This window comes from Sulfitobacter litoralis (genome assembly GCF_900103185.1).
In the GTDB taxonomy this organism is placed as follows: Bacteria; Pseudomonadota; Alphaproteobacteria; order Rhodobacterales; family Rhodobacteraceae; genus Sulfitobacter; species Sulfitobacter litoralis.
This window is the reverse complement of the sequence record NZ_FNJD01000001.1, coordinates 194,666-219,330: the sequence shown is the minus strand read 5'-3', so window position 1 is coordinate 219,330 and position 24,665 is coordinate 194,666. Positions and strand designations below refer to the sequence as shown.

Sequence of the window (24,665 nt, the reverse complement as noted above, 5' to 3'; positions counted from 1 at the left end):
CAAAGCAGTTTTGCGGTCGGCCTACCCGTAGAAGTACTTGGGCAGATAGGTCGCGATCTCGGGGATCAGAATGATCAGCAAGACCCCGATCAGCGTGACGATCACATAGGGCGTCACAGAGGCATAGATGTCGCCCATCGTCACATCCGGCGGGGCCACCCCTTTGAGGTAAAAGAGGTTAAAGCCGAAGGGCGGGGTCATATACCCGACCTCCATCATGATGATGAAGAGGATGCCGAACCAGATCGGATCAAAGCCATAGCTCTGCACCACGGGCAGGAACACAGGCAGGGTGATCAGCATGATCCCCACCGGATCCAGCACCATGCCAAGGATGAAGAGCACCGCCAGCATAAATACCAGCGACCCCCAACGCCCACCGGGCACAAGGTTCATCATGTCCTGGATCAGGCTTTGTGCCCCAAGCGCGGTATAGGCCGTGCTAAAGGCGTGGGCCGCGAACAGGATCCACATGATCAGCGCGGTCAGTTTCAGCGTCGCGACAGAGGCGGCACGGATCACGGCCCATGACAGTTGCCGGTTCACGCCCGTGGCGACCATCGCACCAAAGACACCGATGGCGGCGGCTTCGGTCGGGGTGGCGAACCCGCCAAAGATGGCCCCCAGCACGATCACCACGATCAGGATCGGCAGGATCACCGCCTTGAGAGACCGCAGTTTCTGCCCCCAGTTCGCGCGTTCCTCTTTCGGGAGGGCGGGACCCAGTTCCGGCTGCATCCAGCAGCGTCCGCCGATATAGACGGACACGAGGAAAAACAGCAGCAGCCCCGGCCCGATGCCCGCTGCGAACAGCCGACCGACAGACACCTCGGTGAGCAGCGAATAGAGCACCATCAGGATCGACGGCGGGATCAGGATGCCCCAGCCGCCGCCCGCGTTAATAGCCCCAAGTGCGAGCTTTTTGTCATAGCCCCGTTCCAGCATCTTGGGCAGTGCGATGGTACCCATTGTCACAACCGCCGCACCCGAGATGCCCGACATGGCGGCAAAGATCACGCAGATCAGCACCGTGCCAATTGCCAGACCGCCACGCAGGCCGCCCCACCATTCGTGCATCATATCGTAAAGGTCATTCGCGACCCCCGATTTTTCAAGCAGGATCGCCATGAAGACAAACAGCGGGATCGCCATCAGGGTGGGTGATTGCATCGTCTCCCACATTTTAGAGGCGAGCAGATAGAACCCCAGATCGCCCATTTCGGCGTACAGGAAGATGACCGAAATTCCCCCAAGGGCAAAGGCAAGCGGCGTGCCGAGCATCACAAACAGCAGCAGCGCGCCAAAGAATAGCATGGTCAGAATTTCAACGCTCATGAGTGGCCTCCAGCGGCTTGGGCGGCTTCGGTGTCACCGGTGGCGGGTTGACCAAAAATAGCGGGATCATTGGGCAGTCCCATCAGGGTGCGCACATCGGCCCAAAGGCGTACAAACCCCTGCAACAGCAGCAGCAAGGCGGCGACGGGGATCAGGGATTTAGTCGGCCACAGCGGGGCTTTCCAGACAGAGTTCGACCGCTCCATATCCGCAATGGCCTCGGACGCGATGTCGTAGCCTTGCCACAGCAGCACGCCGACAAAGATCAGGAACAGCGGCCATGTCACGATGTCCACCAGCGCTTTGCGCTTGGGTGAAAACTGGCCGTAGATGATATCGACGTTCACGTGGCCGCGTTCGGTCAGCAGGTACCCGCCCCCGATGATTGCATAGACCCCAAAGATCAGCGTCGCCAGTTCGGCAGTCCAGATCGCGGGCTGTCCGATCAGATAGCGCATGACCACATCGGCCAAGAGCAGGGCAAAGATAATCAGCACGCAAAAGCTGATCCAATAGCCGATAATGCGGTTCAATTGCGTGATGAAGCGCGCAAGTTTAAACAAAACGTTTCTCCCTCAGGACAAAAACGAGCCGCCAGAAATGCAAGGACATATCAGGCGGCTACAATGATTTTCAGCGCGGCCTTACCGGGGGGGATCCCCCCGGATCAGACGCTTAAAGATAGCCGAGGTCGGTCATCAAGGTTTTGTAGATGTCTGCCGCCTTCGCCGCGCGTTCGCCTTTCTGCGCCTCTGTATCGAGGATCTTGGACGACGCATCCGCAAGGATTGCCAGCACATCGTCGGGCAGTTCAGATACTTCGATGTTGTTCTCGGCAATGCCTTCGGAAATCGCGATGGCTTCGGCGTGCTGGTATTCGGCCGACCGCTGGAAGAACCGCGTCTCCATTGTGTCGAGCAGGGCAGTGCGCAGATCGTCTTCCAGCCCGTCAACGGCCTCCATATTCAGGATAAAGGCGTCAGTGGTCTGACCAAGCGCGGGTTTGTAATGGTATTTGCAGACCTCCCATAGGGACATGGATTTCGCCCCCACGGCAGCGCCCCAGTGTGCGCCATCCACAACGCCCGAGCTGAGCGATTGATAAAGCTCGGAGCCTGGAATGTATTGCGGCGCGGCACCGGCGGACTGCAGGTAATCAAGCATTGTGCCGGACGACCGCAGCTTGAGCCCTTTGAAGTCTTCGGCGGATTCGATCTTTTTCGACACGACGATCTCGACGGGCAGAACTTTTTCCGTCTTCATCATCACGCCGTCGGCGTTCAGGTCTTCGTTTACCAGCGCCTCAAGGCCGAGGTTCTTGACCGCGTGTTCCATTTCCCACGCCTGACGGAAAGTGCCGGGGATGCCGAACAGGAAGGACGCGGCCTGCGCCTGATCCTGCACATAGGACGGGCTGACCGTCCCCATGGGCACGACGCCCTTGCGCACGATGTTGTAGATGTCAGGGCCTTTGGCGAATTCGCCCGCACCCAGCAGATCCATCTTGAACGCGCCTTCGGTGCGCGCCTCAAGCACTTCTGCCAGTTTACCAAGGCTGTCGTTGAAAGAGCTGGACGCCTTTGGCCAGTGCGCCTGCACGCGCCAGTTTACCTTACCTTGTGCGATACCCTTGCCAACCAGCGCCGGTGTTGCCAGCGCGCCAAGGGCGGCCCCACGCAGCATGGTGCGGCGGTTCATATTGCCTTTAGTCATTAGATTTCCTCCCAGAAACTTTGGTTTCTTTATTCTGCGCATCACGATTTACGCAGGCTCCCTAGCGTCACCTTCACGCATCGTCAGGAGGAGGTCAAACGGCTGCTAGCGATAACGGTTAATAAATCTGACGTTTGTCAGCTTTGGGGCACGGAATTGCCGACTCTTCAACCTGTGGTGCAGGAAAACAGCGGTCAGGTTGCGAACTGATGGCGGTATTGCGACGGGGTGACGCCTTGAACGGTACGAAATCGCCGCGAAAAATAGGACGGGTCGGCAAAGCCCAGACGGTAGCCTATCTCGGCCACTGAAAGGCGCGTGAATGCTAGCAAGCGGCAGGCCTCGTCGATGTGGCGGGCTTCGATATAGACGGTGGCGGACTGGCCTTTGGCTGCGCGGCACAGGCGCGACAGATGTCCGGTGCTGACGCCAATGCTGCCGGCAAAATCCTTGGCTGTCCAGCCCGCGCTGGCCGGATCACTGATCAACTGGTCCAGTCGCGACAGCCGGTCGTCGTGCGGGGCGCTGCCGTCCTTTTGCAGCGCCCCCCATGCCGCGATGCTGGACAGAACAGCGTGCCCTAGCCCCACAGCGATCTGCGCCCGAAACGGGGCAGTCGTCTGGGCGGTCACCGTTTCAAGCTGTGTCATCAGCGCAACCAAGGTGCCCGCCGCCCGCCCAACCGCGGGTTTGGACAGCGCATTGCCCAGCTCTGCATTCACCGGCCCGATGCTGTGCAGGATCGCGATGGGAAAGGACTGCACCATGCCTTGGGTGCTAGGGGTAAAGTCGAAGCTATGCACCATGCGCGGTGGAATAAACACAACCGACCCCTGCGTCAGGGCAAAGCGGTCGCCCTCGATATTTGCGGTGCCACCGCCCGAAAGAATATACAGTACCTGAGCAAGCTGAGCGTGGCGATGCGGCGCGATATGCCAAGCGTGATCCGGTGCGCGGTCCTTGATCCGTTCGCAATGCAGCACATCGGGAAAGCCTTTGGTTTCACCAAAAAGCGCATAGCTGGGGATCGGGGAAAGCTGTGTCATGCACGAATAGTACCAGAAGTTGCCCTAACGATCCATTCTTCCTGCACGTTTCGTACAATAGGTTAATCCGATAGTCGGGCAGGAAAGTTTAATATGAAAACGCAAGTCGTCATTATCGGGGGCGGGCCATCTGGTCTGTTATTGTCGCAACTGCTGAATAATGCAGGTGTCAGCACTGTCGTTCTTGAACGGACCACCCGCGACCATGTTCTGTCTCGAATCCGCGCCGGTGTGTTGGAAGACGGCACAATGAACCTGCTGCGCCACGCCGGTGTGGGCGCACGGATGGATCAGCAGGGCTTGCCGCACAAGGGCTGCTACCTGACCGACAACGATTCGATGGTGCATATCGATTTTCACAAGCTGATCGGGAAACAGGTCATGGTCTATGGCCAGACCGAAGTCACCCGCGATCTATACGAGGCTCAGGACAGACTGGGTGCGACGATCATCCACGAGGTCGAGGACGTGGTCATTGCCGGCGCAGACACCAACGCGCCCACGGTGTCCTTTTCCAAAGATGGCCAATACCAAGAGATTACCTGCACCTACGTCGCAGGCTGTGACGGATTCCACGGTGTCAGCCGCAACACGATCCCCGCCGCCAAACGCAAGGAATTCGAACGGGTTTACCCCTTTGGCTGGCTGGGGGTTTTGTCGCGTACGAAGCCGGTGAATGACGCATTGATCTATGCCAGTTCCGAACACGGCTTCGCCCTTGCCTCTATGCGCAGCGAAAGTCTGAGCCGGTATTACATTCAAGTGGCCTCCTCCGAGAACGTCGCAGACTGGAGCGATGACCGTTTCTGGGAGGCGCTGAAGCAACGGCTGCCTCAGTCCGTGGCTAGCGCGTTGATCACCGGTCCGTCGATCGAAAAATCCATCGCGCCGCTACGGTCGTTTGTGAGCGAGCCGTTGCGGTGGGGCAATCTGTTTCTGGTGGGCGACGCTGCGCATATCGTCCCCCCGACCGGTGCCAAGGGGCTGAACCTTGCGGTTTCGGATGTGTTCTATTTGCACGACGCGTTGATTGCCGCGCTGAAGCGGCGGGATCACAGCGGGGTTGAAGGTTATTCCGCCCATGCGCTGGCGCGGGTTTGGAAGGCGATGCGGTTCAGCTGGCAGATGACGACCATGCTGCACCAGTTCGAGGGCGAAGACAGCTTTGCGCCACAGATGCGTCGGGCGTCGCTTGCCCATCTGGCACAAAGCGAAACGGCGCGGCGGGATCTGGCCGAAAATTATACAGGGCTGCCGTTCTAAAGATCGCGGCCCAAGATGGGCTTGCGATACGAAAACGGCCCGCCCTCTGACGCATGATCAGGGAACGGGCCGCGTCTTTGTTTTCGGTGCAGCTGCGTTTAGCCGCGGATCATCACCTTACCAGAGCGACCCGGTGTCAGCGACGCTTTCAGTGCGCCAGACAGATCGTCCAACCCGAACTGCCCGCCATCTTCCAGCACCAGCTCGCCTTTGGCGACCAGCGTCACCAGCTCTGTGATCAGGCGCTTGCGCTCTTCGGGGTCCATCTCGCCGCTCACGCGGGAACCCCAGAAGCCTTTGACCGTGATGTGCTTCATGATCAGCGCACCCGAGTTCAGCGGCATCGGCGCACCGGTGGCTGTCCCGAAAACGACAAGCTCGCCGTCCAGTCCCAGCAGATCGACCAGAACGGCAGAGATGTCACCACCGACAGAGTCGATTGCAGATGCGGCCCCCTTTTCACCGATGATCGCGCGGCCTTTGTCCTGCCAGCCGTCTTCGGAGGTCGACAGTACATTGTCGATGCCCAGATCGGTGAGCTCTTTCACCGCCTCTTCGCGGCGCACAAGGTTCAGCAGGTTGATGCCGCGGCTTTTGGCGAGTGTGGTCATGATCTTGCCCACGGCCCCGTTCGCAGCGGTCTGGACGATCCAGTCGCCCTTCTTTGCCTTCAGCGTTTCCAGTAGGGAAATCGCGCTGAACGGCATGGCGATCAACTGCGCACCGGCGACATCAGAGATCGCGTCAGGCAGGGGAAGAACGCCAGTGGCGGGGGCAACAAAGTAGTCAGCCCATGTGCCATGCACGCCCGCAATCGACACGCGCTGGCCGATCATCGCTGCATCAACGCCCTCGCCAACGGCCTCTACCGTGCCAAGCGCTTCGCTCCCGCCAATCGCACCGGGAAGCTCGGGCTTGTAACCGTAGTTGCCGCGGATTGTCCAAAGGTCGTGGTTGTGGATCGGGGACAGCGTCATCTTGACCAGAACCTCGCCCGCGCCTGCGGTGGGGGTGTCGATTTCAGTGCCTTCAATGACGTCGATGGGTTCGCCAAAGCTGTTGTGGACTGCTGCTTTCATAGGTGTCTCGCTTTCTTGTGTTTATCGTATGGCTAGAAAATCGGTGGTTTGTGACAAAGCCTGCTGTAGCGGGATTTGATCCTGCGAGAGTTTTGACAGGATCGCGGCCCCTAGGAACTTGGCATAAAGCGTCTGCGCGGTCGCACGTGGGTCACTGATCGGCGGGACGGAGCCGTCTTTCGCTCCGGCAACCAGCAGGTCGGCGATACGGGTCACAAGTTCTGCCACGCCGTCATTCAGAATACGGCGCATCTCATCAGACAAATCAGCGACCTCGGCACCCAACTTGACCACAAGGCACTGGTTGGCGATCCCTTCGGAATCCGCATGCGCCAGCCATGCTGACCAAAAGGCCGTAAGCTTGTCATGCGCAGACCCCGCCCCGCTGCACAGCGTATCGATGCGGGCCAGATAGTCGGCGACATAATCATGCAATAACGCCTGACCAAAGGCATCCTTGGACGGAAAGTAGTAATAGAACGACCCCTTGGGAACGTCGCTTTCCTTCAGAATACGCGCCAGCCCGACGGCACCGAACCCGTGCTTGCTGATGAGCGATCGTCCGGCGGTCAGAATTTTCTGCCGCGTTTGATCTGATTTCTTTTGCTCTGTCATAGGAGGGAGATAGGAACTATTAGACCGGTCGTCTAGTGCCGGGGCAGAAATCTTTGTCAGCGTCGAGCCGCGCTAAAGATGCGCAGCACATGTAACGCCTTGCGGACGCGCGTCAGTCAGCCCCGAAGGGTACGAAACATTTATGCTGGATTTTTGGTGAGTGAATGGTGGAGCCTAGCGGGATCGAACCGCTGACTCAGCGTGGCGGCCTCGCGGACGCGCGTCAGTCAGCCCCGAAGGGTGCGAAATGTTTATGCTGGAATTCTAGTGAGTGAATGGTGGAGCCTAGCGGGATCGAACCGCTGACCTCCTGCATGCCATGCAGGCGCTCTCCCAGCTGAGCTAAGGCCCCATCGTGGATCAAAGATCCGGGAAGTGTATCAACCGTGTAAGGCCGATGCGCCGCTGAATAGGCGGTCGCGAGGGCGGGATCAAGAGGAAAATCTATCCCGCCATCGCAAAATTCAATTAATCGTCGTCTTCGGAGGCAACGTCCGCGATTTCTTCGAGAGGAACAGTATCCTCATCGTCGTCATCATCGTCCAGAATGTCGTCGTCCAGATCTACGTCTACGTCGTCATCATCCACCAGCGACTCTTCATCATCAGAGTTGCCTTTCTTGGATTTGGCAGTGACGGCATCTTCGGCGTCTGCGGCGATCATGCGGGATTTGGAGTTATCAACCTCGACCACTTCGCCGGAGTATGGGCTGATGATCGGATCTTTGTTCAGGTCGTAGAACCGTTTGCCCGTTGTGGGGCACAGGCGCTTGGTTCCCCATTCTTCATTGGGCATCGAAGACCCCTTTTTGAAAGTGTTGTTGCGTATAGATGATTCAGGCCAAGTGCCATATGAGATAGGCACTGTCAAAGGCAATCGCCACCTCATCGCGACCCGGAACCCTGAAATGCCTGATCCTGTCCTGCCCGGAAACCCACCTATCCCGCTGATCCTGCGCCGCTCTGCACGGGCGCGGCGCATATCGCTGCGGATATCGCAGCTGGACGGGCGGGTGACGCTGACGATGCCAAAACGTCTGAAGGAAGCCGAGGGAATCGCCTTTGCACGCGAGAAGGAGGCCTGGATTCGGCAGCATCTCGACGCGCGCGGTGAAGATGTCGTGGTGGGCATCGGAGCAGAATTTCCCTTGGGCGGGCGGATGCTTCGGGTCGAGGCGGGACAGGGCAGGCGGGTGGTTCTGGGGGCCGATACGATCTGTGTCCCCGGACCCGCGGATCGCGTGCCCGTGCGGCTGGCTGCCCATCTAAAGGAGCTTGCGCGCGACCGGCTGACGGGGGCCTGTGACGACTATAGTGCGTTGCTGGGGCGTCCTTATGCCAAGCTGACGCTGCGCGATACGCGGTCGCGGTGGGGGTCCTGCACCTCTGACGGGGGGTTGATGTTTTCGTGGCGGTTGATCCTGACCCCGCCCGACGTGCTTGATTATGTTGCCGCGCACGAGGTCGCGCATCTGGCGCAGATGAATCATTCGCCCGCCTTCTGGGCCGAGGTCGAACGGATTTACGGACCCTATCAGGAGGCGCGTGGCTGGTTGCGCAGGCATGGCAGCGACCTGCACCGGTTCAAGTTTACTGCGTAGCGCAGCACCTCGGCGCGTTTACCACATTGACGCACCGGCGATTCGTGATCACAACGACGATATGAACCTGAACCCTCGTCCTCTTGATGCGCATCCATTGGCGCATGACCGCGTGTACCGGCAGTTGCGGACCCGTATCATGTACGGGGATCTGCCACCGGGGCAGGCGTTGACCCTGAGGGGGATTGGCAAGGAATACGAGGTGTCGATGACCCCCGCGCGCGAAGCCGTGCGCCGGTTGGCGGCAGAGGGGGCGCTGACCATGTCGGCGTCGGGCCGGATTTCCACACCCGAGCTGAGCAACGAACGCATCGAAGAATTGGCCGCGCTACGGGCGCTGATCGAGGTAGAGCTCGCCAGTCGTGCTTTGCCCCGTGCCCACCTTGCGTTGATTGACCGGATGCAGGCGATCAACAATGCCATTTCCGACGCGGTGAACAATCGCGACGCCGTGAATTATATCCGTACAAACCTCGAATTTCACCGCACGTTGTATCTGCGGGCGCAGGCACCTGCGATGCTCGCGATGGCAGAGACTGTCTGGCTACAGATGGGCCCGACGATGCGTGCGCTCTATGGGCGGTTGCGACGGACAGAGCCGCCGCATTTTCACAAGCTGATTATCGCAGCCCTGCGCGCCGGGGATGAACCCGGTCTGCGTCTGGCGGTGCGTACGGATGTGACGCAAGGCTTGCGGATGCTGGTGTCCTAGGGCCCTGCGGGGCGGCGTAGAATTACGCCGCCAGCCCTTTGGCCCCGAGGCCAAGGAACTTTTGGCGGCGATCCGCGACCAGCGCCTTGGCGTCTTTGCCTGACAGGTCATCCAGCATCGCGGCAATCGCGCTGCGTACCGATGCGATGGCGGCTTTGGGGTCACGATGCGCGCCGCCGCGGGGTTCGGGGATGATGCGATCGTTCACGCCGAGCTGTTTCAAATCTTGCGCTGTCAGGCGCAACGCTTCGGCGGCTTCGCGCATCTTTTCGGCGTCTTTCCACAAGATCGACGCGCAGCCCTCGGGCGAGATCACGGAATAGACGGAATGTTCCAGCATGGCGACACGGTTCGCCGTGGCAAAGGCCACAGCCCCGCCCGATCCGCCTTCGCCGATGATGACCGACACAAGCGGCACGCCGACTTGCAGACATTTTTCAGTCGCACGGGCGATGGCTTCGGACTGGCCGCGCTCTTCGGCCCCTTTACCAGGGTAGGCACCGGGGGTGTCGACCAGCGTGATCACGGGCAGGCCGAATTTATCCGCCAGCTCCATCAGGCGCACGGCCTTGCGGTAGCCTTCGGGGCGGGCCATACCGAAATTGCGTTCGATGCGGGATTTGGTGTCGTTGCCCTTTTCGTGGCCGATCACGACGACAGGTGTATCATTGAACCGCGCCAGACCGCCCATGACAGCCAGATCATCGGCAAAGTTCCGGTCGCCCGCCAGCGGCGTGAATTCGGTGAACAGGGCTTCGATATAGTCTTTGCAATGGGGGCGGTCGGGGTGACGTGCCACCTGACATTTGCGCCACGGCGTCAAGGACTTGTACAGATCATCCAGCATTTGATGGGCTTTTTCGTCTAACGTCTTGGCTTCGGCGCTGACGTCCATCCCTTCAGAGGTCCGCGCCAGTGCGCGCAGTTCTTCCGCTTTGCCTTCAACTTCGGCCAGTGGTTTTTCGAAATCCAGATACTGTGTCATCACCTGCTCCGCGCTTTGTTCAGGGCTATATGGCGTTGATTTGCGGTCTTTGCAACGTGACCTGTCAGCTGGCCGGCCAAAGGGCAGGCAACAGAGATGCCACAAGCAGCGCGGCCATGGTCACGTTAAACACCCGCAAACGCCGGGGATTGGTTAGAACGCGGGCCATCTGCCCGCCAAGAAGCGTCCAGAGCGTTACCGAGGGCAGCGCCATCACCGCGACGACAAGCGCCGTGATCACCAGCGGCAATATGCCGGCGGAAGGCACATAGATCGTGATGACGCTCAGCCCGAAGGCCCAGGCCTTGGGATTGACCCATTGGAATCCAGCGGCTTGCAGAAAACTGAGCGGCTTGGCATTGGGATCGGCGGTTTGTACCGGCGCGGCGGTGGCGATCTTATAGGCAAGGTAGATCAGATAGATCAGGCTCAGCAGCTTGAGCACGGTATATATGATGGGAAATGCGTCGAACACGCGGATCAGTCCAAAGCCGACAAGCAGCAGCATGACCATAAAGCCAAGGGTAATCCCCAGCATATGCGGCACTGTGCGCGCAAAGCCGAAATTCGCCCCGGACGCCATCAGCATCAGGTTGTTCGGCCCCGGCGTGATAGAGGTGATGAGGGCGAAAAGCGCGAGCGCGGAAAGGACATCAATGGACATGCCGCCTTGATGCCCCAAGCCGCAGGGTATGCCAAGCCCGCTTCGCTACGGGCGGGGGCAACAGCGGCGCAGGGGCAAGGCCCGCGCCGCTGTGTCGTATTGCGGGGTTAGCGCGAGGCGATCATCTCGGACTGGCGCACGATGACCTCGGCCTGTTTGATGCTGGCGATATCGACCAGACGACCCTTGTAGACGGTCGCACCTTCGCCGTTGGCCTTGGCTGTTTCCATCGCGGCCAGAATCTCGCGGGCTTCGGCGACGGCCTCGTCAGAGGGGGTGAACACCTCGTTCGCGACGGCGATCTGCTTGGGGTGAATGGCCCATTTGCCGACCATGCCCAAAGTTGCCGACCGGCGCGCCTGCGCGCGGTAGCCTTCGTCGTCCGAGAAATCACCGAACGGACCATCGACCGGCAGCACGCCGTGGGTCCGGCAAGCGGCGACGATGGCTGTCTGCGCCCAATGCCACGGATCGGACCAATGCTTGGTCCCGTCGCGCAGCATGTAGTAGTTTTCTTGCGTGCCGCCGATGCCGGTGGTCTGCATCCCCATAGAGGCGGCAAAGTCGGCCGCGCCAAGACTCATCGCTTGCAAGCGCGGGCTGGCGGCGGCGATCTCTTCGACGTGGGCGATGCCTGCGGCCGATTCGATAATCACCTCGAACGAGATTTTCTTGGTGCGACCCTTGGCGGTTTCGATCGCCGTGACCAGCGCGTCAACGGTATAGACGTCAGCGGCGCAGCCGACCTTGGGGATCATGATCTGGTCCAGACGCTCGCCCGCCTGTTCCAGCAGGTCGACGACATCACGGTACCAATAAGGTGTGTCCAGGCCGTTGATCCGTACGGACAACGTCTTGTCGCCCCAGTCTACGTCGCTGATCGCTTTGATGATATTGGCGCGGGCGCTGTCTTTGTCCGAGGGGGCAACGCTGTCTTCCAAATCCAGGTTGATGACATCTGCGTCAGAGCTTGCCATTTTCTCGAAGATTGCCGGGCGCGAACCCGGGCCGAACAATTGGCAACGGTTGGGGCGTGCAGGGGCTGTGGGCTGGATGCGAAAGCTCATATGCGAACTCCTTGAGTAATAAAGTTACGACTTGATTGCCTTGGGTGGTATTAAATTGCGCTGCGCCCTGCAAGAGTGATCTCGCAGCTGCAGCATCGGGCGCTAAATTTCTATGCACAATTCTTGCGCAGATGGGCGGATCTTTGCAAATATTCTCCGGTCTCTCTTGCGTCGGCCATTCATTTGCAACCTTATCGCGCCGAAAGGCTGCGAAACTGAGCCAAAGCCAAATTACAGGAGCATGTGATCATGATCAAAACACCATACCTTCTTTTCCTGGGCGACGCGCCAGATCATCTTGCTGCTAAAGTAGCGCAAGGCATCAAGGACTGGCGTCCCGATAATGCTGTCGGCCAATTGCGGCTGGACGGGTGTAAGGCGGATCTGGGCCTGACCGATATGACCCTAGCGCAGGCGAAAGAAGCGGGCGCAAAGACGTTAGTCATCGGTGTCGCAAACCGCGGTGGCACCATCAGCGCCACATGGCGCGCCGTGCTGGTCGAAGCGCTGGAGGCCGGCTTTGATTTGGCATCCGGCCTGCATAACCTGCTGCGTAACGAACCAGAACTGGTTGCCGCCGCCGAGAAACACGGACGCACCTTGCACGATGTGCGCATCCCGTCGGTGCAATATCCCATCGCGAACGGTGTCAAACGCACCGGCAAGCGGGTGCTGGCAGTCGGCACCGATTGTTCTGTCGGCAAGATGTATACTGCCCTCGCGCTGGACGCGGCGATGAAGGAAAAGGGGCTGAAATGCAGCTTCCGCGCGACGGGCCAGACCGGTATTCTGATCACCGGCGAAGGCGTGCCGTTGGACGCCGTGATCGCGGATTTCATGGCCGGCTCGATCGAGTATCTGACGCCTGACAATGACGACGATCACTGGGATATCATCGAAGGGCAGGGCAGCCTGTTCCACGTGTCCTATTCCGGCGTCACCATGGCGCTGATCCACGGCGGCCAACCCGATGCGTTGATCCTGTGTCACGAGCCAACCCGCAAGACCATGCGCGGTCTGCCCGACTACACGCTGCCCACGCTGGAAGAGGTGCGCGACGTGGCACTGACGCTGGCAAAGGTCGCCAATGCCGGATGTCACGTGGTCGGCATCTCGATCAATACGCAGCATCTGTCGGAAGCAGAGGCAGACGCGTACCTCGCCGAGGTTGAGCAACGCTTGGGCTTGCCAGCCGTGGACCCGTTCCGCCAAGGTGCCGCGAAACTGGCGGATGCTTTGGCAGCCCTCTGATCGGCCCTTCGGGGAGAGTTTAAGTGGCAAAATGAAGGAGCGGATATGCGTATTGAGGTAAGCCGGGATGTCTTTCGGCTGGCACAGGTCTTTACGATTTCGCGTGGATCGCGGACCGAGGCGCAGGTGCTCACGGTTCGGATCACCGAAGCCGGCGTGACGGGGTGGGGCGAGTGCGTGCCCTACGCCCGTTATGGCGAGACATTGGAATCGGTCACGGCAGAGATCGAAGCGTTAAGCGGGTTCCTGACCCGCGAGGCGCTGTACGATCTGCTGCCCGCCGGGGCTGCGCGCAATGCAGTGGATTGTGCCCTATGGGATTTGCAGGCCAAACAGGCAGGCAAACGTGTGTGGGAACTGGCGGGGCTGGCCCAGCCGGAGCCCGAGATCACGGCCTTTACCCTGTCGTTGGATAGCCCCGAAAAGATGCGCGAACAGGCTGCATTGCATGCGCATCGTCCGTTGTTGAAGATCAAGCTTGGTACGCCGGACGATATGCCCCGTCTTGAGGCCGTGCGCGCCGGTGCCCCCGACGCGCAGATCATCATCGATGCGAATGAGGGCTGGTCGGCAGAGGTTTATGCCGATCTTGCCCCGCATCTGGTACGGCTTGGCGTGTCATTGGTGGAGCAGCCTTTGCCCGCAGGCGATGATGATGCCTTGATCGGGATGGATCGGCCTGTGCCGGTCTGTGCGGATGAAAGCTGTCATGACCGTGCGAGCCTTGCTGCGCTGAAAGGAAAATACGATGTGGTCAACATCAAGCTGGACAAAACCGGCGGTCTGACAGAGGCGCTGGCGCTGCGCGATGCCGCTGTCGCACAGGGCTTTGAGGTGATGGTCGGCTGCATGGTCGGGTCTTCGCTGGCAATGGCACCGGCGACCTTGGTGGCGCAGGGGGCCAAGGTGGTGGACCTTGACGGCCCGCTGCTTCTGGCCGAAGACCGCGCGGACGCTTTGACATTTGACGCCGCCGGGGTGCACCCGCCTGCGGCCAAGCTTTGGGGATAAGACATGCGGACTGTATATGTGAACGGCGAATACCTGCCCGAGACCGAAGCCAAGGTTTCGATCTTTGATCGCGGGTTTCTGATGGCGGACGGGGTCTATGAGGTTACCAGCGTGCTGGATGGCAAGCTGATCGACTTTGACGGCCACGCGATCCGGCTGAGCCGGTCGCTGAATGAATTGCAGATGCGCAACCCGATCTCGAAAGAGGATCTGTTGGAGGTGCATCGCGAGCTGGTCCGTGTGAACGAGATCGACGAGGGGCTGATCTATTTGCAGATCACGCGCGGGTCGGACGGGGATCGAGACTTTGCCTTCCCCGATCCCGACACAACCGAGCCTACGATCGTGTTGTTCACCCAATCCAAGCCTGGCATGGCCGATAGCCCCGCCGCCAAGAAGGGGGCCAAGGTCATCAGCATCGAGGACATCCGCTGGGGCCGCCGCGACATCAAGACGGTGCAACTGCTGTATCCGTCGATGGGCAAAATGATGGCCAAGAAAGCGGGCTGTGACGATGCGTGGATGGTCGAGGACGGGTTTGTCACCGAAGGCACCAGCAACAACGCCTATATCGTCATGGGCAACAAGATCATCACCCGAGCCCTGAGCAACGAGATTTTGCACGGCATCACCCGCGCTGCGGTTCTGCGGTTTGCCAAAGAGGCGCAGATGGTCGTGGAAGAGCGTAACTTTACCATCCATGAAGCGCAGCAGGCGGATGAGGCGTTCACCACATCAGCCAGCGCCTTTGTCATGCCCGTGGTCGAGATCGACGGCGTCGCCTTGGGCGACGGGACACCAGGCAAGGTCGCGCCGCGTCTGCGCGAGATCTATCTGGACGAGATGCGCAAGGCGGCGGTGTAACCCGCCTTGCCAAGGGGCTGGCTGCGCGCGGTCAGCCCTTTTCCACGTTCTGTTCAAACGCAACTTTGAACGCTTCTTTCTGCGTGTCTTTCGCGTCGGTCTGATAGCCGGCTTTCCATGCGTCCATGGTCATGCCGTAAAACAATTCACGCGCTTCTTCCTTGCCCATGTCGATGCCGCGTTCGTTTGCGGCCTCTTGATACCAGCGCGACAGGCAATTGCGGCAAAAGCCGGCTAAGTTCATCATGTCGATGTTTTGAACATCCGTGCGGTCTTGCATCAGATGCTGTTGCAGTCGGCGGAACGCCGCAGCCTGCAGTTCGATTTCCTGTTGTGTGGGCATTATGCTCTCCTCGGTGTCGGTACCGTAAAGTTATGGGTTGGTCGGTGTGGGTTCAAGGCGGGCGCCTGGCTGCGTGTCTTGTGGTCTGCTTGCAATCGTCATGGTGCTGTAACACTGAAGGGGGCATAGACGGTATGGGCCAGCCTTGCTAAATGTTAACGCTAACTTATTTGCTATCCACTCTGATCGCTGCGCGTGTTAAACCAAGGTAATCAGAGCGCGGGGGCTGCAAAGCCCACAGATGAAAAGGGACGTCACCAGTATGAAACGCACGCGGAATGTCAAAGTAGTTGCCACCTTGGGTCCGGCCTCGGACACGCACGAGACGATCTCGGCGTTGTTTCAAGCGGGCGCGGATGTGTTCCGGTTGAACATGAGCCACGGCAGCCATGACGAAATCAGGATCAAGCACAAGATCATCCGCCAGATCGAAGAGGAAACGGGGTCCACGATCGGTATCCTTGCGGATCTTCAGGGGCCGAAGTTGCGTGTGGGTGTCTTCGCTGGGGACAGCGAGCTGCTGGTCGAGGGTGCGTCGTTCCGGCTTGATCTGGACGAGGCAGAGGGCAACGCCCGCCGCGTATGCTTGCCCCACCCAGAGATTTTTCAAGCGCTTGAACCGGGGGCATCGCTGTTGGTCAATGACGGTAAAATCCGTTTGAAGGTCAAGGAATGTGGGCCCGATTTCGCAGAGTGCGAAGTGATGATCGGCGGCGTGATCTCTAACCGCAAGGGCGTGAACGTGCCGGATGTGGTTCTGCCGCTCGCCGCGCTATCGGAAAAAGACCGCGCCGATCTGGAATTTGTTTGCGATCTGGGGGTCGACTGGCTGGCGCTAAGCTTTGTGCAGCGTCCCGAAGATGTGACAGAAGCGCGTGAACTGGCCAAAGGCCGTGCCGCATTGCTGAGCAAGATTGAAAAGCCGTCGGCGGTGGACCGGTTCGAGGATATCCTTGCTGTCAGTGACGGGATCATGGTGGCGCGCGGTGATCTGGGGGTCGAGCTGCCGGTGCAGAATGTGCCGCCGATCCAGAAACGACTGGTGCGCAAGTGCCGCGCGGCGGCAAAGCCGGTGATCGTCGCGACGCAGATGCTGGAATCGATGATCGAAAGCCCGATCCCCACACGGGCCGAGGTGTCGGACGTGGCGACCGCGATCTATGAAGGCGCGGATGCCGTGATGTTGTCGGCGGAATCTGCTGCCGGTGCCTATCCGGTCGAGGCGGTGCGCACGATGGACAACGTCGCCACCGAGGTAGAGCAGGACCCGACCTATACGCAGATCATTGAATCGTCGCGCAAGGTGGATCGCATGACAGTGGCCGACGGTATCGTTGCCGCTGCCCGCGAGATTGCGGAAACCGCGAACATCAAGGCGATCTGCTGTTTCACGCAAAGCGGCACCACCGCACTGCTGACAGCGCGGGAACGCCCTCGGGTGCCGATCATCGCGTTGACGCCGCTGGTCAAGACCGCGCGCCGTCTGGCGCTCACCTGGGGCGTCAATTGCGTTCAGACCGGCACGCTGGAACGCTTCAAAATGGCCGTGGTCAGCGCTGCACGGGTTGCCCGTGACGAAGGCTATGCCGGGCCCGAAGATATGATCGTCGTCACCGCAGGTGTGCCTTTCAACGTCGAGGGCAGCACAAATATCCTGCGCGTCGCACCCTGCGACGAACGATTGATTTTTAATACTGATCCGGAATAACCTCTGGTCAGGCAATAAAAATATATCGAGCAGGGGCAAAGACTATGGATACTGATCTGATTTTGGTGATTGGTCTTGCCCTTGCTGTGCTTTCTATCCCCTCTGTCGTGTCGGCCTTCTCTGATGGCCGTGCGCCACGGGCGTCTGCCTTGACGGTGCTGATCGCGGGCGGGATGATTGTCTATGCGATTAACACCCATCCGGGTGGCTATGCGCTGGAAGATATCCCCACCTCCGTCCTGCATGTCGTTGCGCGCTATAAGTTCTGGTAACCGCCCGCGTTTCGCGCTTTTGCCCTTGCTTTGAGGGGCGGTCCCTCCTATACGCCAGCTTCGTTCCGCGCGTCCGGCCTTCGTGGCATGCCGAGTCGCGCACTTACCGAACTCAAGTTAAGGAGACGGAAATGCCCAAGATGAAGACGAAATCGAGCGCAAAAAAGCGCTTTAAGATCTCGGCGACCGGCAAGGTCATCGGCGGTCAGGCTGGCAAACAGCATGGTATGATCAAACGGTCTAAGAAATTTATCCGTGACGCGCGTGGGACAACAGCTTTGTCTGCTCCCGACGCCAAGATCATCAAGGGCTTTATGCCCTACGACCGCTAAGATAGGAGAGCCGATATGTCCCGTACAAAAGGTGGTGTGGTCACCCACGCCCGTCACAAAAAGGTAATCAAGGCAGCCAAAGGTTACTATGGCCGCCGCAAGAACACCTTTAAGGTCGCCCGTCAGGCGGTCGACAAAGCCAACCAATACGCCACGCGCGACCGTAAGAACCGCAAGCGGAACTTCCGCGCTTTGTGGATCCAGCGGATCAACGCCGCTGTGCGCAGCCACGACGAAGCACTGACATACAGCCGCTTCATCAACGGTTTGTCCTTGGCTGGTATCGAAGTGGACCGGAAGGTTCTGTCCGACCTGGCAGTCAACGAGCCCGAAGCATTCGGTGCCATCGTAAAGCAAGCACAAGACGCATTGGCCGCATAAGCGCCCTTTGACGATCCAGAGTTTTAGAACGCCGCCCTGACATCGGGGCGGCGTTTTTCGTTTAGGCGGAGTCTTGCGCCGTCAGCGGTTTTTGAAACACCACCACAGCGGCCCCTGTCAGCAGGATCGCAGCGGCGGCCAGCAAGCTGGACCCGATGTTGCCCGTCAGGTCGCCCAAGGCACCGGCGGCAAAGGGGCCTGCGGTCTGCGCGATAGCAAAGACCACGGTGAACAGGCTCATCGCGGCGGCCCAGCTTTCTGCGGGCAGGTTCTGGCGGATAAAGCTGGTGATCGCGCCGGGGGCCATGAAGACGCACAGCCCGAAAACCACGGCTGAAATCACCACGGCCCCACCGGCGGGCAGGACGAGCGGCAGCGCTGACCCAACTGCGATGCCGGTCAGGATCATCGCCAAGGGCTTGCCCGATGCGTGCCGCGCCAGCACGCCGCGCCACACGAAGGGCGAGGCGATCAGCGCCAGCCCCATGATGATCCACACCGCCGAGATCAGCAGCGCCGGTGCCTGTTGATCCGTCATCCACGCAGACAGGAATGTCAGATAGACGATATAGCCCATGGCAAAACCGACGTAGCCTGCAAGCTCTCTCCAGATCAGGTGCAGCTTGATGCCGCCTGCCGCCGTGTTGCGCTGCGCAGGCACCGATAGACGCGCCGCGGCCCATAGGGACAGGGGCAGGCAGGCGGTGCTGATCGCGCCGATGATATACCAGCCATAGCGCCATGATCCGGTGCCCCAGAGCTCTATCATCAGGGGCAGGGACGCGCCTGCGAGCATGATCCCGATACCGCCCCCCGCGCCGAACAGGATCGCAATCGCCAGTGCATTGCGCCGCGCGTCGCCGGGAAACAGCCGCGCGGTTAGCACGCCAGCAGTAGAGAATGACATCGCCCCGAATACCCCTGCCGCGAACCGCCAGAAGGTTTGCCAGCCCATCGTCGCCTCGTATCCCGTGGCGAGCAGGGTCAGCGTGGTCGCGACCATGCCAAAGCCGAACAGCCGCGCCGGCGCGATGCGCCCGATCAGCAGCAACGTCAGCACCGCGCCAATGATATAGCCAAGCGCATTCGCCGTGTTCAGCCAGCCCGCCTGCGCGTAGGTCCAATCCAGCTCGGTCTTCATCGCGGGCAGGATCAGCCCGTAGGCAAAGCGCGCGAACCCGTTGGTGACCGTCACCCCCAGCGTCAGGCCAAGCAGCGCCAGCCAGGGCCGTGTGACAGGTCGGGGCAGGGACGGGTTGCCGTCGGGTTGTAAAATCTCTGCCACGCGCGGCACCCCCTTGATGGTTTGCGCCACTATGTGCCCGCGGTTTCAGCATCACAAGACCCGCTTCAAATGGCCCTGCCGCTTGTATTCGGGGCCAATTCTGCTAGCACCAGCCCGAGCAAAAGACATGAGGCCGATATGGACGACCTGAAAGCGAAATATCTGGGCCAGATCGCTGGTGCCGCCGACGAAGCCGCGTTGGAGGACATCCGTCTGACCGCCGTGGGTAAAAAGGGCGAAGTCGCCCTGAAGATGCGCGAGCTGGGCCGTATGACGCCCGAAGAACGCCAGACAGTCGGCCCCGCGCTAAACGCGCTCAAGGACGAGATCAACTCCGCCATTGCCGCGAAGAAAGCAGCACTTGGGGATGCGGCCCTTGATGAGCGTCTGCGCAGCGAATGGCTGGACGTGACACTGCCCACGCGGGCGACCCGCCAAGGCACGATCCACCCCGTCAGCCAAGTGACCGAGGAAGTGACCGCGATCTTCGCCGAGCTGGGGTTCTCTGTCGCCGAAGGGCCGCGCATCGACACCGATTGGTATAACTTCGACGCGCTGAACATCCCCGGCCACCACCCTGCGCGTGCCGAGATGGATACGTTTTATATGGCACGTGCCGAGGGCGACGACCGTCCGCCCCACGTGCTGCGCACCCACACCAGCCCCGTGCAGATTCGCACGATGGAGGCCGAAGGCGCGCCCTTGCGCATCATCTGCCCCGGTGGCGTGTACCGTGCCGACTATGACCAGACCCACACACCGATGTTCCATCAGGTCGAAGGTCTGGCGATCGACAAAGACATCTCTATGGCGAACCTGAAATGGACGCTTGAGGAATTCTTTAGCGCGTTCTTCGAGGTCGAGGGCATCAAGACCCGCTTCCGCGCCTCGCACTTCCCCTTCACCGAACCTTCGGCAGAGGTCGACATCCAGTGTTCCTGGGTCGACGGGCAGCTGCGCATCGGTGAAGGCGACGGCTGGATGGAGGTGCTGGGCTCCGGCATGGTCCACCCGAAGGTGCTGCAAGCAGGCGGGATCGACCCGAACGAATGGCAGGGCTTTGCCTTCGGCATGGGCATCGACCGCATCGCGATGCTGAAATACGGCATTCCTGATTTGCGGGCATTCTTTGATTCAGACCTGCGCTGGCTGCGCCACTACGGGTTCGCGAGCTTGGACCAGCCGACGCTGCATGGTGGTTTGAGCCGGTGAGCGGATCGGCCGCAATCGGTACTTGGCTTCCACTAGTAATTACTTTGGTTACGTTGGCTGGAGGTGCGTTCATTTACCATTTCCAGAAAAAAGCGGACAGAAAGAATGAAATTCTGCGCGAGCGAAGGGTATTGTATCGTCAGTTTGTTTCTACGATGGCTGAGTATAACCTCTTCTGTACAATCAGTAGAAACGACGAAGCTTTCTTTCAAGCAGTTGCAAGGGGAGAACAGTTAAAAGCCGAACTTCTGGTTTCTGCGCCAGATAGCGTCAGTGACGCCTTGGTTGCTTTCGAGGAGGCTTACACGCGTCTGCCTAGTTATTGTATGCAGAACGTGGGCGAGGAAGTGAAGGCTAACGCACTAAAGGAGTTTGGTGAAAAATTAGGCGCGATCCTTCATGAAATGCGAAAAGATACGTTCGAGGACACTAAAATTTCGGCGGAGATGACAGTCGGCGTTTTCGGACTACCAAAAAAAATTGCGATTTCGTGGGGAAATAAATGAAATTCACTCCCCACTAATAACTCAAGGGCTTTCTCGACCCCACGATCTCGAGTGCTGAGATAGGCTAGGTCCTGTCGGACCGGCTTTCTGACCCACCAAGTCTTCAACCCCTTCTGTGAGCTGCGCTGGTGAAATACCTAATACTTCTGTTCTGCTTTAGCATTCTCCTCACCTCCCCCGCCGCCGCCCAAACCCTCCCGCCCTGCGGCGGGGATGCCGTCTGCCCTGTCGGTGACCGCAGTTACAACATCCTGATGCCCGACGATTGGGATGGCGTGACGCCCCTGCCTGTTATGATGCATTTCCACGCTTTCCTGCGGCGGGGGCGCACCGTGATTAATCATCCGCGTATCGGGTCCGAGACAAAGCCGCGTGGTGTCATGCTGGTGGCCCCGTCGGCGCGGCATCGGGCGTGGCGGTTCTGGCAGGATGACCCTGCGGATATCGCCTTTGGGGATGCGGTGCTCGCGGATGTGGCGAAACGCTATCCGGTGGATCAAAGCCAGATCTATATCTCGGGGTTCAGCTTTGGCGCGGCGATGGCGTGGCGCTATGCCTGCGCGCGCGGCGACCGGATCGCGGGGCTGATGACCATGTCGGGCACCATCAAACAGGCCAGCACCTGCGCCAACCCGCCGCGTCAGGTCCGCCATGTGCACGGGCTGAACGATCTGTGGATGAGCCTGCCGCGCGGGCCGGACCATGACACCACCAATGTTGTCGCCCTCTGGCGCAAGGCGTTCCGCTGTGGCAAGGGCCGGCTGGACGGCGCGCTGACCCTCGCCCCGGGGGTAGAGTTCGCGCATTTCACCTGGGACAATTGCGCCGGCGACCGCAGCGTGACGCTGGACATCCATACCGGCGGACATTTCATCCCGACCGGATGGCTTGGCTACCAGCTGGACGGGTTGATGCCCAAAACACCGGGCTAGGCGCAAAACGCAGCCGCACCGCATTGAAACCGCGCCGATTAAACGCTACGCCCTAGCGCAAGCATTGCATGAGGATCACCGCCATGAAATTCACACTGTCCTGGCTGAAGGAACATCTCGACACCACCGCGTCGATCGATGAAATCACCTATGCGCTGACCGATCTGGGGCTCGAGGTCGAAGGCGTCGAGGATCGCGGCGCAAAGCTGGCGGATTTTACGCTGGGCTACGTGCAGTCGGCGGAAAAGCACCCCGACGCGGATCGTTTGCAGATCTGTCAGGTGGATACCGACGAAGGCGTGCAGCAGATCATCTGCGGTGCGCCGAACGCGCGTCAGGGCATCACTGTGGTGGTGGCAAAGCCGGGCGTCTATGTGCCGGGCATTGATACCACCATCGGCGTCGGCAAGATCCGTGGCGTCGAAAGCTTTGGCATGATGGCGTCAGAGCGCGAGCTTGAGCTGTCCGAAGAACATGACGGTATCATTGAACTGCCCTCGGGCAATGTCGGCGACCGTTTCATCGACTGGCTGGCGGAAAACGACCCCGCCAAGGTTGACCCCGTGATCGAGATCGCGATTACCCCCAACCGACCCGATGCCTTGGGTGTGCGCGGGATCGCGCGTGATCTGGCAGCCCGTGGTCTGGGCACGCTGAAACAGCGCGATGTGCCCGCGGTCGAGGGGCAGTTCCCGTGCCCGATCTCTGTTTCGATCGACGAAGACACGCTGGACCAATGTCCGGTTTTCTACGGTCGTGTGATCCGAGGCGTCAAAAACGGCCCGTCGCCGGCGTGGTTGCAGGACAAGCTGCGCGCTATTGGCCTGCGCCCGATCTCGTTCCTCGTCGATGTGACGAACTTCTTCACCTATGACCGCAACCGTCCTTTGCACGTGTTCGACGCGGATAAGGTCGCGGGCAACAGCCTGCGCATCCACCGCGCCAAGGGCGGCGAGACCCTGATGGGGCTGGACGACAAGGAATATACCTTCAGCGAAGGCATGACCCTGATTTCGGACGCCGAAAAGGTTGAAAGCATCGCGGGGGTGATGGGCGGCGCGGAAAGCGGCTGTTCGATGGACACGGTGAATGTCTTTGTCGAAGCGGCCTATTTCGATCCGGTCCGCACCGCCTACACGGGCCGCGCGCTCAAGATCAACTCGGACGCGCGCTATCGCTTTGAACGGGGGATCGACCCCGAATGGACACCCTATGCCATCGAACATGCGACCCAGATGATCCTGGACATCGCAGGCGGTGAGGCGTCCGAAGTTGTCGTCGCGGGCAAGGTACCGGACTATTCTCGCGCCTACAAGCTGGACGCGGCGCGCGTGCAGTCGTTGGTGGGGATGACCATCTCGGAAAGCGAGCAGCGCAAGACGCTGACTGCGCTTGGCTTCCGTCTTGAAGGCGACATGGCCCATGTGCCAAGCTGGCGCCCCGATGTGCAGGGCGAGGCCGATCTGGTCGAGGAAGTCGCGCGGATTGCCTCGCTGACCAAGCTTGAAGGGCGCCCCTTGCCGCGTTTGACCGCCGGCGTGCCCAAGCCTGTCCTGTCGCCCATGCAGCGTCGCGAGGCCATCGCACGCCGTGCCTGCGCCGCCTTGGGCTATAACGAATGTGTGTCCTACAGCTTTATCGATCAGCCATCCGCCGCGCTGTTTGGCGGCGGCACCGATGACACCCGTCTGGAAAACCCGATCAGCGCCGACATGAGCCATATGCGCCCCTCGCTGTTGCCTGCCTTGCTTCAGGCTGCGGCCCGCAATCAGGCGCGGGGCTTCCCTGACATGGCGCTGTTCGAGGTCGGCCCCGTCTTCACCGGAGGGGAGCCCGGCGATCAGCATCTGCAGATCAGCGGTCTGCTGACCGGCAGCACCGGCCCCAAAGATGTGCACGGCGCATCCCGTCCGGTCGATGTCTTCGACGTCAAGGCGGATATCGAGGCGGTCTTGTCCGCCATCGGTGCCCCCGCCAAGGTGCAGATCAACCGCAATGGCGCTGACTGGTTCCACCCCGGGCGTCACGGGCAGATCTGCCTTGGCCCGAAAAAAGTGCTTGGCGTCTTTGGCGAAATTCACCCGCGGGTGTTGGCGGCGATGGATATGAAAGGGCCCGCGATGGGCTTTACCATCTGGCCGGCCGAAGTGCCTTTGCCGCGCAAAGCGGGTTCCACCCGTCCGGCGCTGAACGTCAGTGCGTTGCAGGCGGTTGAACGCGACTTTGCCTTTGTGGTGGATGCGGACGTGGATGCGCTGACCTTGGTCAATGCAGCGATGGGGGCGGACAAGGCCCTGATTGACGATGTGCGCGTGTTTGACGAATTCATCGGCGGGGCTTTGGGCGAGGGGAAGAAATCGCTCGCGCTGACCGTGCGGATGCAACCCAGTGACAAGACCTTGAAAGACGCGGATATCGAAGCTGTGAGTGCCAAGGTGATCGACAAAGTCACCAAAGCCAGCGGCGGTGTGCTGCGCGGTTAAAGCGAA

General features: G+C 60.1%; 26 protein-coding genes and 1 tRNA gene. 14 read left to right on the top strand and 13 right to left on the bottom strand.

Translation table 11 applies throughout. The features are described from left to right. Positions 1-21 precede the first annotated feature (21 nt). From BLQ98_RS01110 to BLQ98_RS01095, 4 genes are all read right to left on the bottom strand, one after another. Positions 22-1,335, bottom strand: a complete 1,314-nt coding sequence (locus BLQ98_RS01110) for a TRAP transporter large permease (RefSeq protein ID WP_093731512.1) — start codon at positions 1,333-1,335, stop codon at positions 22-24. Next, positions 1,332-1,898: a TRAP transporter small permease subunit gene (locus tag BLQ98_RS01105; RefSeq protein WP_093731511.1), complete on the bottom strand. Its 567-nt coding sequence runs from the start codon at positions 1,896-1,898 to the stop codon at positions 1,332-1,334. The genes BLQ98_RS01110 and BLQ98_RS01105 overlap by 4 nt, the downstream gene beginning before the upstream one ends. Positions 1,899-2,010: 112 nt before the next feature. Then, on the bottom strand, positions 2,011-3,048 hold the full coding sequence (locus BLQ98_RS01100) for a TRAP transporter substrate-binding protein (RefSeq protein WP_093731510.1): 1,038 nt from the start codon (positions 3,046-3,048) through the stop codon (positions 2,011-2,013). A 194-nt stretch (positions 3,049-3,242) separates the two neighbouring features. Beyond that, positions 3,243-4,094 carry a helix-turn-helix domain-containing protein gene (locus BLQ98_RS01095; RefSeq protein WP_093731509.1) on the bottom strand — a complete coding sequence of 284 codons (852 nt, stop codon included), beginning with the start codon at positions 4,092-4,094 and terminating at the stop codon, positions 3,243-3,245. Between the two features lie 93 nt (positions 4,095-4,187). On the opposite strand from BLQ98_RS01095, the gene pobA reads away from it, so the two are divergent. After that, positions 4,188-5,357, top strand: coding sequence for a 4-hydroxybenzoate 3-monooxygenase (pobA, locus tag BLQ98_RS01090; protein WP_093731508.1), 1,170 nt, complete (start codon positions 4,188-4,190; stop codon positions 5,355-5,357). 98 nt (positions 5,358-5,455) lie between these two features. On the opposite strand, the gene BLQ98_RS01085 is transcribed toward pobA, so the two are convergent. The 4 genes from BLQ98_RS01085 to BLQ98_RS01070 all read right to left on the bottom strand — a co-directional run bounded on the left by BLQ98_RS01085 (position 5,456) and on the right by BLQ98_RS01070 (position 7,846). Continuing rightward, on the bottom strand, positions 5,456-6,436 hold the full coding sequence (locus BLQ98_RS01085; protein ID WP_093731507.1) for a zinc-binding dehydrogenase: 981 nt from the start codon (positions 6,434-6,436) through the stop codon (positions 5,456-5,458). Positions 6,437-6,457: 21 nt separating this feature from the next. Further along, complete coding sequence (locus BLQ98_RS01080) at positions 6,458-7,051, bottom strand: TetR/AcrR family transcriptional regulator (protein WP_093731506.1); 594 nt, start codon at positions 7,049-7,051, stop codon at positions 6,458-6,460. A 276-nt stretch (positions 7,052-7,327) separates the two neighbouring features. After that, positions 7,328-7,403, bottom strand: a tRNA-Ala gene (locus BLQ98_RS01075). Positions 7,404-7,519: 116 nt separating this feature from the next. Next, complete coding sequence (locus tag BLQ98_RS01070; protein WP_093731505.1) at positions 7,520-7,846, bottom strand: TIGR02300 family protein; 327 nt, start codon at positions 7,844-7,846, stop codon at positions 7,520-7,522. A gap of 112 nt (positions 7,847-7,958) precedes the next feature. Between BLQ98_RS01070 and BLQ98_RS01065 the strand changes: the two genes are divergently transcribed. Together BLQ98_RS01065 and BLQ98_RS01060 are read left to right on the top strand one after the other, a co-directional pair. Beyond that, positions 7,959-8,651, top strand: a complete 693-nt coding sequence (locus BLQ98_RS01065) for a M48 family metallopeptidase (protein ID WP_093731504.1) — start codon at positions 7,959-7,961, stop codon at positions 8,649-8,651. A 61-nt stretch (positions 8,652-8,712) separates the two neighbouring features. Then, positions 8,713-9,363 carry a GntR family transcriptional regulator gene (locus BLQ98_RS01060; protein ID WP_093731503.1) on the top strand — a complete coding sequence of 217 codons (651 nt, stop codon included), beginning with the start codon at positions 8,713-8,715 and terminating at the stop codon, positions 9,361-9,363. Between the two features lie 22 nt (positions 9,364-9,385). Here the strand turns inward: BLQ98_RS01060 and BLQ98_RS01055 are convergent, their stop codons facing one another. From BLQ98_RS01055 to BLQ98_RS01045, 3 genes are all read right to left on the bottom strand, one after another. Next, entirely contained in the window at positions 9,386-10,348 is a 963-nt protein-coding gene (locus BLQ98_RS01055; RefSeq protein WP_093731502.1) for an acetyl-CoA carboxylase carboxyltransferase subunit alpha, read from the bottom strand. Positions 10,349-10,412: 64 nt separating this feature from the next. Continuing rightward, positions 10,413-11,012, bottom strand: a complete 600-nt coding sequence (locus BLQ98_RS01050; protein WP_208596000.1) for a LysE family translocator — start codon at positions 11,010-11,012, stop codon at positions 10,413-10,415. Between the two features lie 107 nt (positions 11,013-11,119). Further along, entirely contained in the window at positions 11,120-12,079 is a 960-nt protein-coding gene (locus BLQ98_RS01045; protein WP_093731500.1) for an L-malyl-CoA/beta-methylmalyl-CoA lyase, read from the bottom strand. 249 nt (positions 12,080-12,328) lie between these two features. Here BLQ98_RS01045 and dgcN point away from each other — a divergent pair, with 249 nt between their 5' ends. Genes dgcN through BLQ98_RS01030 form a run of 3 tightly spaced genes read left to right on the top strand, consistent with a single transcriptional unit; the run spans position 12,329 to position 15,205 of the window. After that, the gene (gene dgcN / locus BLQ98_RS01040; RefSeq protein ID WP_093731499.1) at positions 12,329-13,330 is read left to right on the top strand and encodes an N-acetyltransferase DgcN; all 1,002 of its coding nucleotides are present in this window, start codon (positions 12,329-12,331) and stop codon (positions 13,328-13,330) included. Between the two features lie 45 nt (positions 13,331-13,375). Next, entirely contained in the window at positions 13,376-14,341 is a 966-nt protein-coding gene (gene dgcA, locus BLQ98_RS01035) for an N-acetyl-D-Glu racemase DgcA (RefSeq protein ID WP_093731498.1), read from the top strand. A gap of 3 nt (positions 14,342-14,344) precedes the next feature. After that, the gene (locus tag BLQ98_RS01030; RefSeq protein ID WP_093731497.1) at positions 14,345-15,205 is read left to right on the top strand and encodes a D-amino-acid transaminase; all 861 of its coding nucleotides are present in this window, start codon (positions 14,345-14,347) and stop codon (positions 15,203-15,205) included. Positions 15,206-15,236: 31 nt separating this feature from the next. On the opposite strand, the gene BLQ98_RS01025 is transcribed toward BLQ98_RS01030, so the two are convergent. Beyond that, positions 15,237-15,548, bottom strand: a complete 312-nt coding sequence (locus BLQ98_RS01025; protein ID WP_093731496.1) for a DUF1244 domain-containing protein — start codon at positions 15,546-15,548, stop codon at positions 15,237-15,239. 262 nt (positions 15,549-15,810) lie between these two features. Here BLQ98_RS01025 and pyk point away from each other — a divergent pair, with 262 nt between their 5' ends. The 4 genes from pyk (at position 15,811) to rplT (ending at position 18,241) form a co-directional block, all read left to right on the top strand. Beyond that, positions 15,811-17,256, top strand: a complete 1,446-nt coding sequence (gene pyk, locus BLQ98_RS01020) for a pyruvate kinase (RefSeq protein ID WP_093731495.1) — start codon at positions 15,811-15,813, stop codon at positions 17,254-17,256. A 44-nt stretch (positions 17,257-17,300) separates the two neighbouring features. Then, entirely contained in the window at positions 17,301-17,528 is a 228-nt protein-coding gene (locus BLQ98_RS01015; RefSeq protein ID WP_093731494.1) for a hypothetical protein, read from the top strand. A 131-nt stretch (positions 17,529-17,659) separates the two neighbouring features. Then, entirely contained in the window at positions 17,660-17,860 is a 201-nt protein-coding gene (gene rpmI / locus BLQ98_RS01010; protein WP_093731493.1) for a 50S ribosomal protein L35, read from the top strand. Positions 17,861-17,875: 15 nt separating this feature from the next. Beyond that, positions 17,876-18,241 carry a 50S ribosomal protein L20 gene (rplT, locus tag BLQ98_RS01005; protein ID WP_093731492.1) on the top strand — a complete coding sequence of 122 codons (366 nt, stop codon included), beginning with the start codon at positions 17,876-17,878 and terminating at the stop codon, positions 18,239-18,241. A 61-nt stretch (positions 18,242-18,302) separates the two neighbouring features. On the opposite strand, the gene BLQ98_RS01000 is transcribed toward rplT, so the two are convergent. Continuing rightward, positions 18,303-19,526: a YbfB/YjiJ family MFS transporter gene (locus BLQ98_RS01000; protein ID WP_244148357.1), complete on the bottom strand. Its 1,224-nt coding sequence runs from the start codon at positions 19,524-19,526 to the stop codon at positions 18,303-18,305. Between the two features lie 138 nt (positions 19,527-19,664). On the opposite strand from BLQ98_RS01000, the gene pheS reads away from it, so the two are divergent. The 4 genes from pheS (at position 19,665) to pheT (ending at position 24,659) form a co-directional block, all read left to right on the top strand. Beyond that, positions 19,665-20,738: a phenylalanine--tRNA ligase subunit alpha gene (gene pheS, locus BLQ98_RS00995; protein WP_093731640.1), complete on the top strand. Its 1,074-nt coding sequence runs from the start codon at positions 19,665-19,667 to the stop codon at positions 20,736-20,738. Then, complete coding sequence (locus BLQ98_RS00990) at positions 20,735-21,244, top strand: hypothetical protein (RefSeq protein WP_141135295.1); 510 nt, start codon at positions 20,735-20,737, stop codon at positions 21,242-21,244. The genes pheS and BLQ98_RS00990 overlap by 4 nt, the downstream gene beginning before the upstream one ends. Positions 21,245-21,372: 128 nt before the next feature. Next, entirely contained in the window at positions 21,373-22,176 is an 804-nt protein-coding gene (locus BLQ98_RS00985; protein WP_244148356.1) for a CE1 family esterase, read from the top strand. Between the two features lie 83 nt (positions 22,177-22,259). Beyond that, positions 22,260-24,659: a phenylalanine--tRNA ligase subunit beta gene (gene pheT, locus BLQ98_RS00980; RefSeq protein ID WP_093731488.1), complete on the top strand. Its 2,400-nt coding sequence runs from the start codon at positions 22,260-22,262 to the stop codon at positions 24,657-24,659. Positions 24,660-24,665 lie beyond the last annotated feature (6 nt).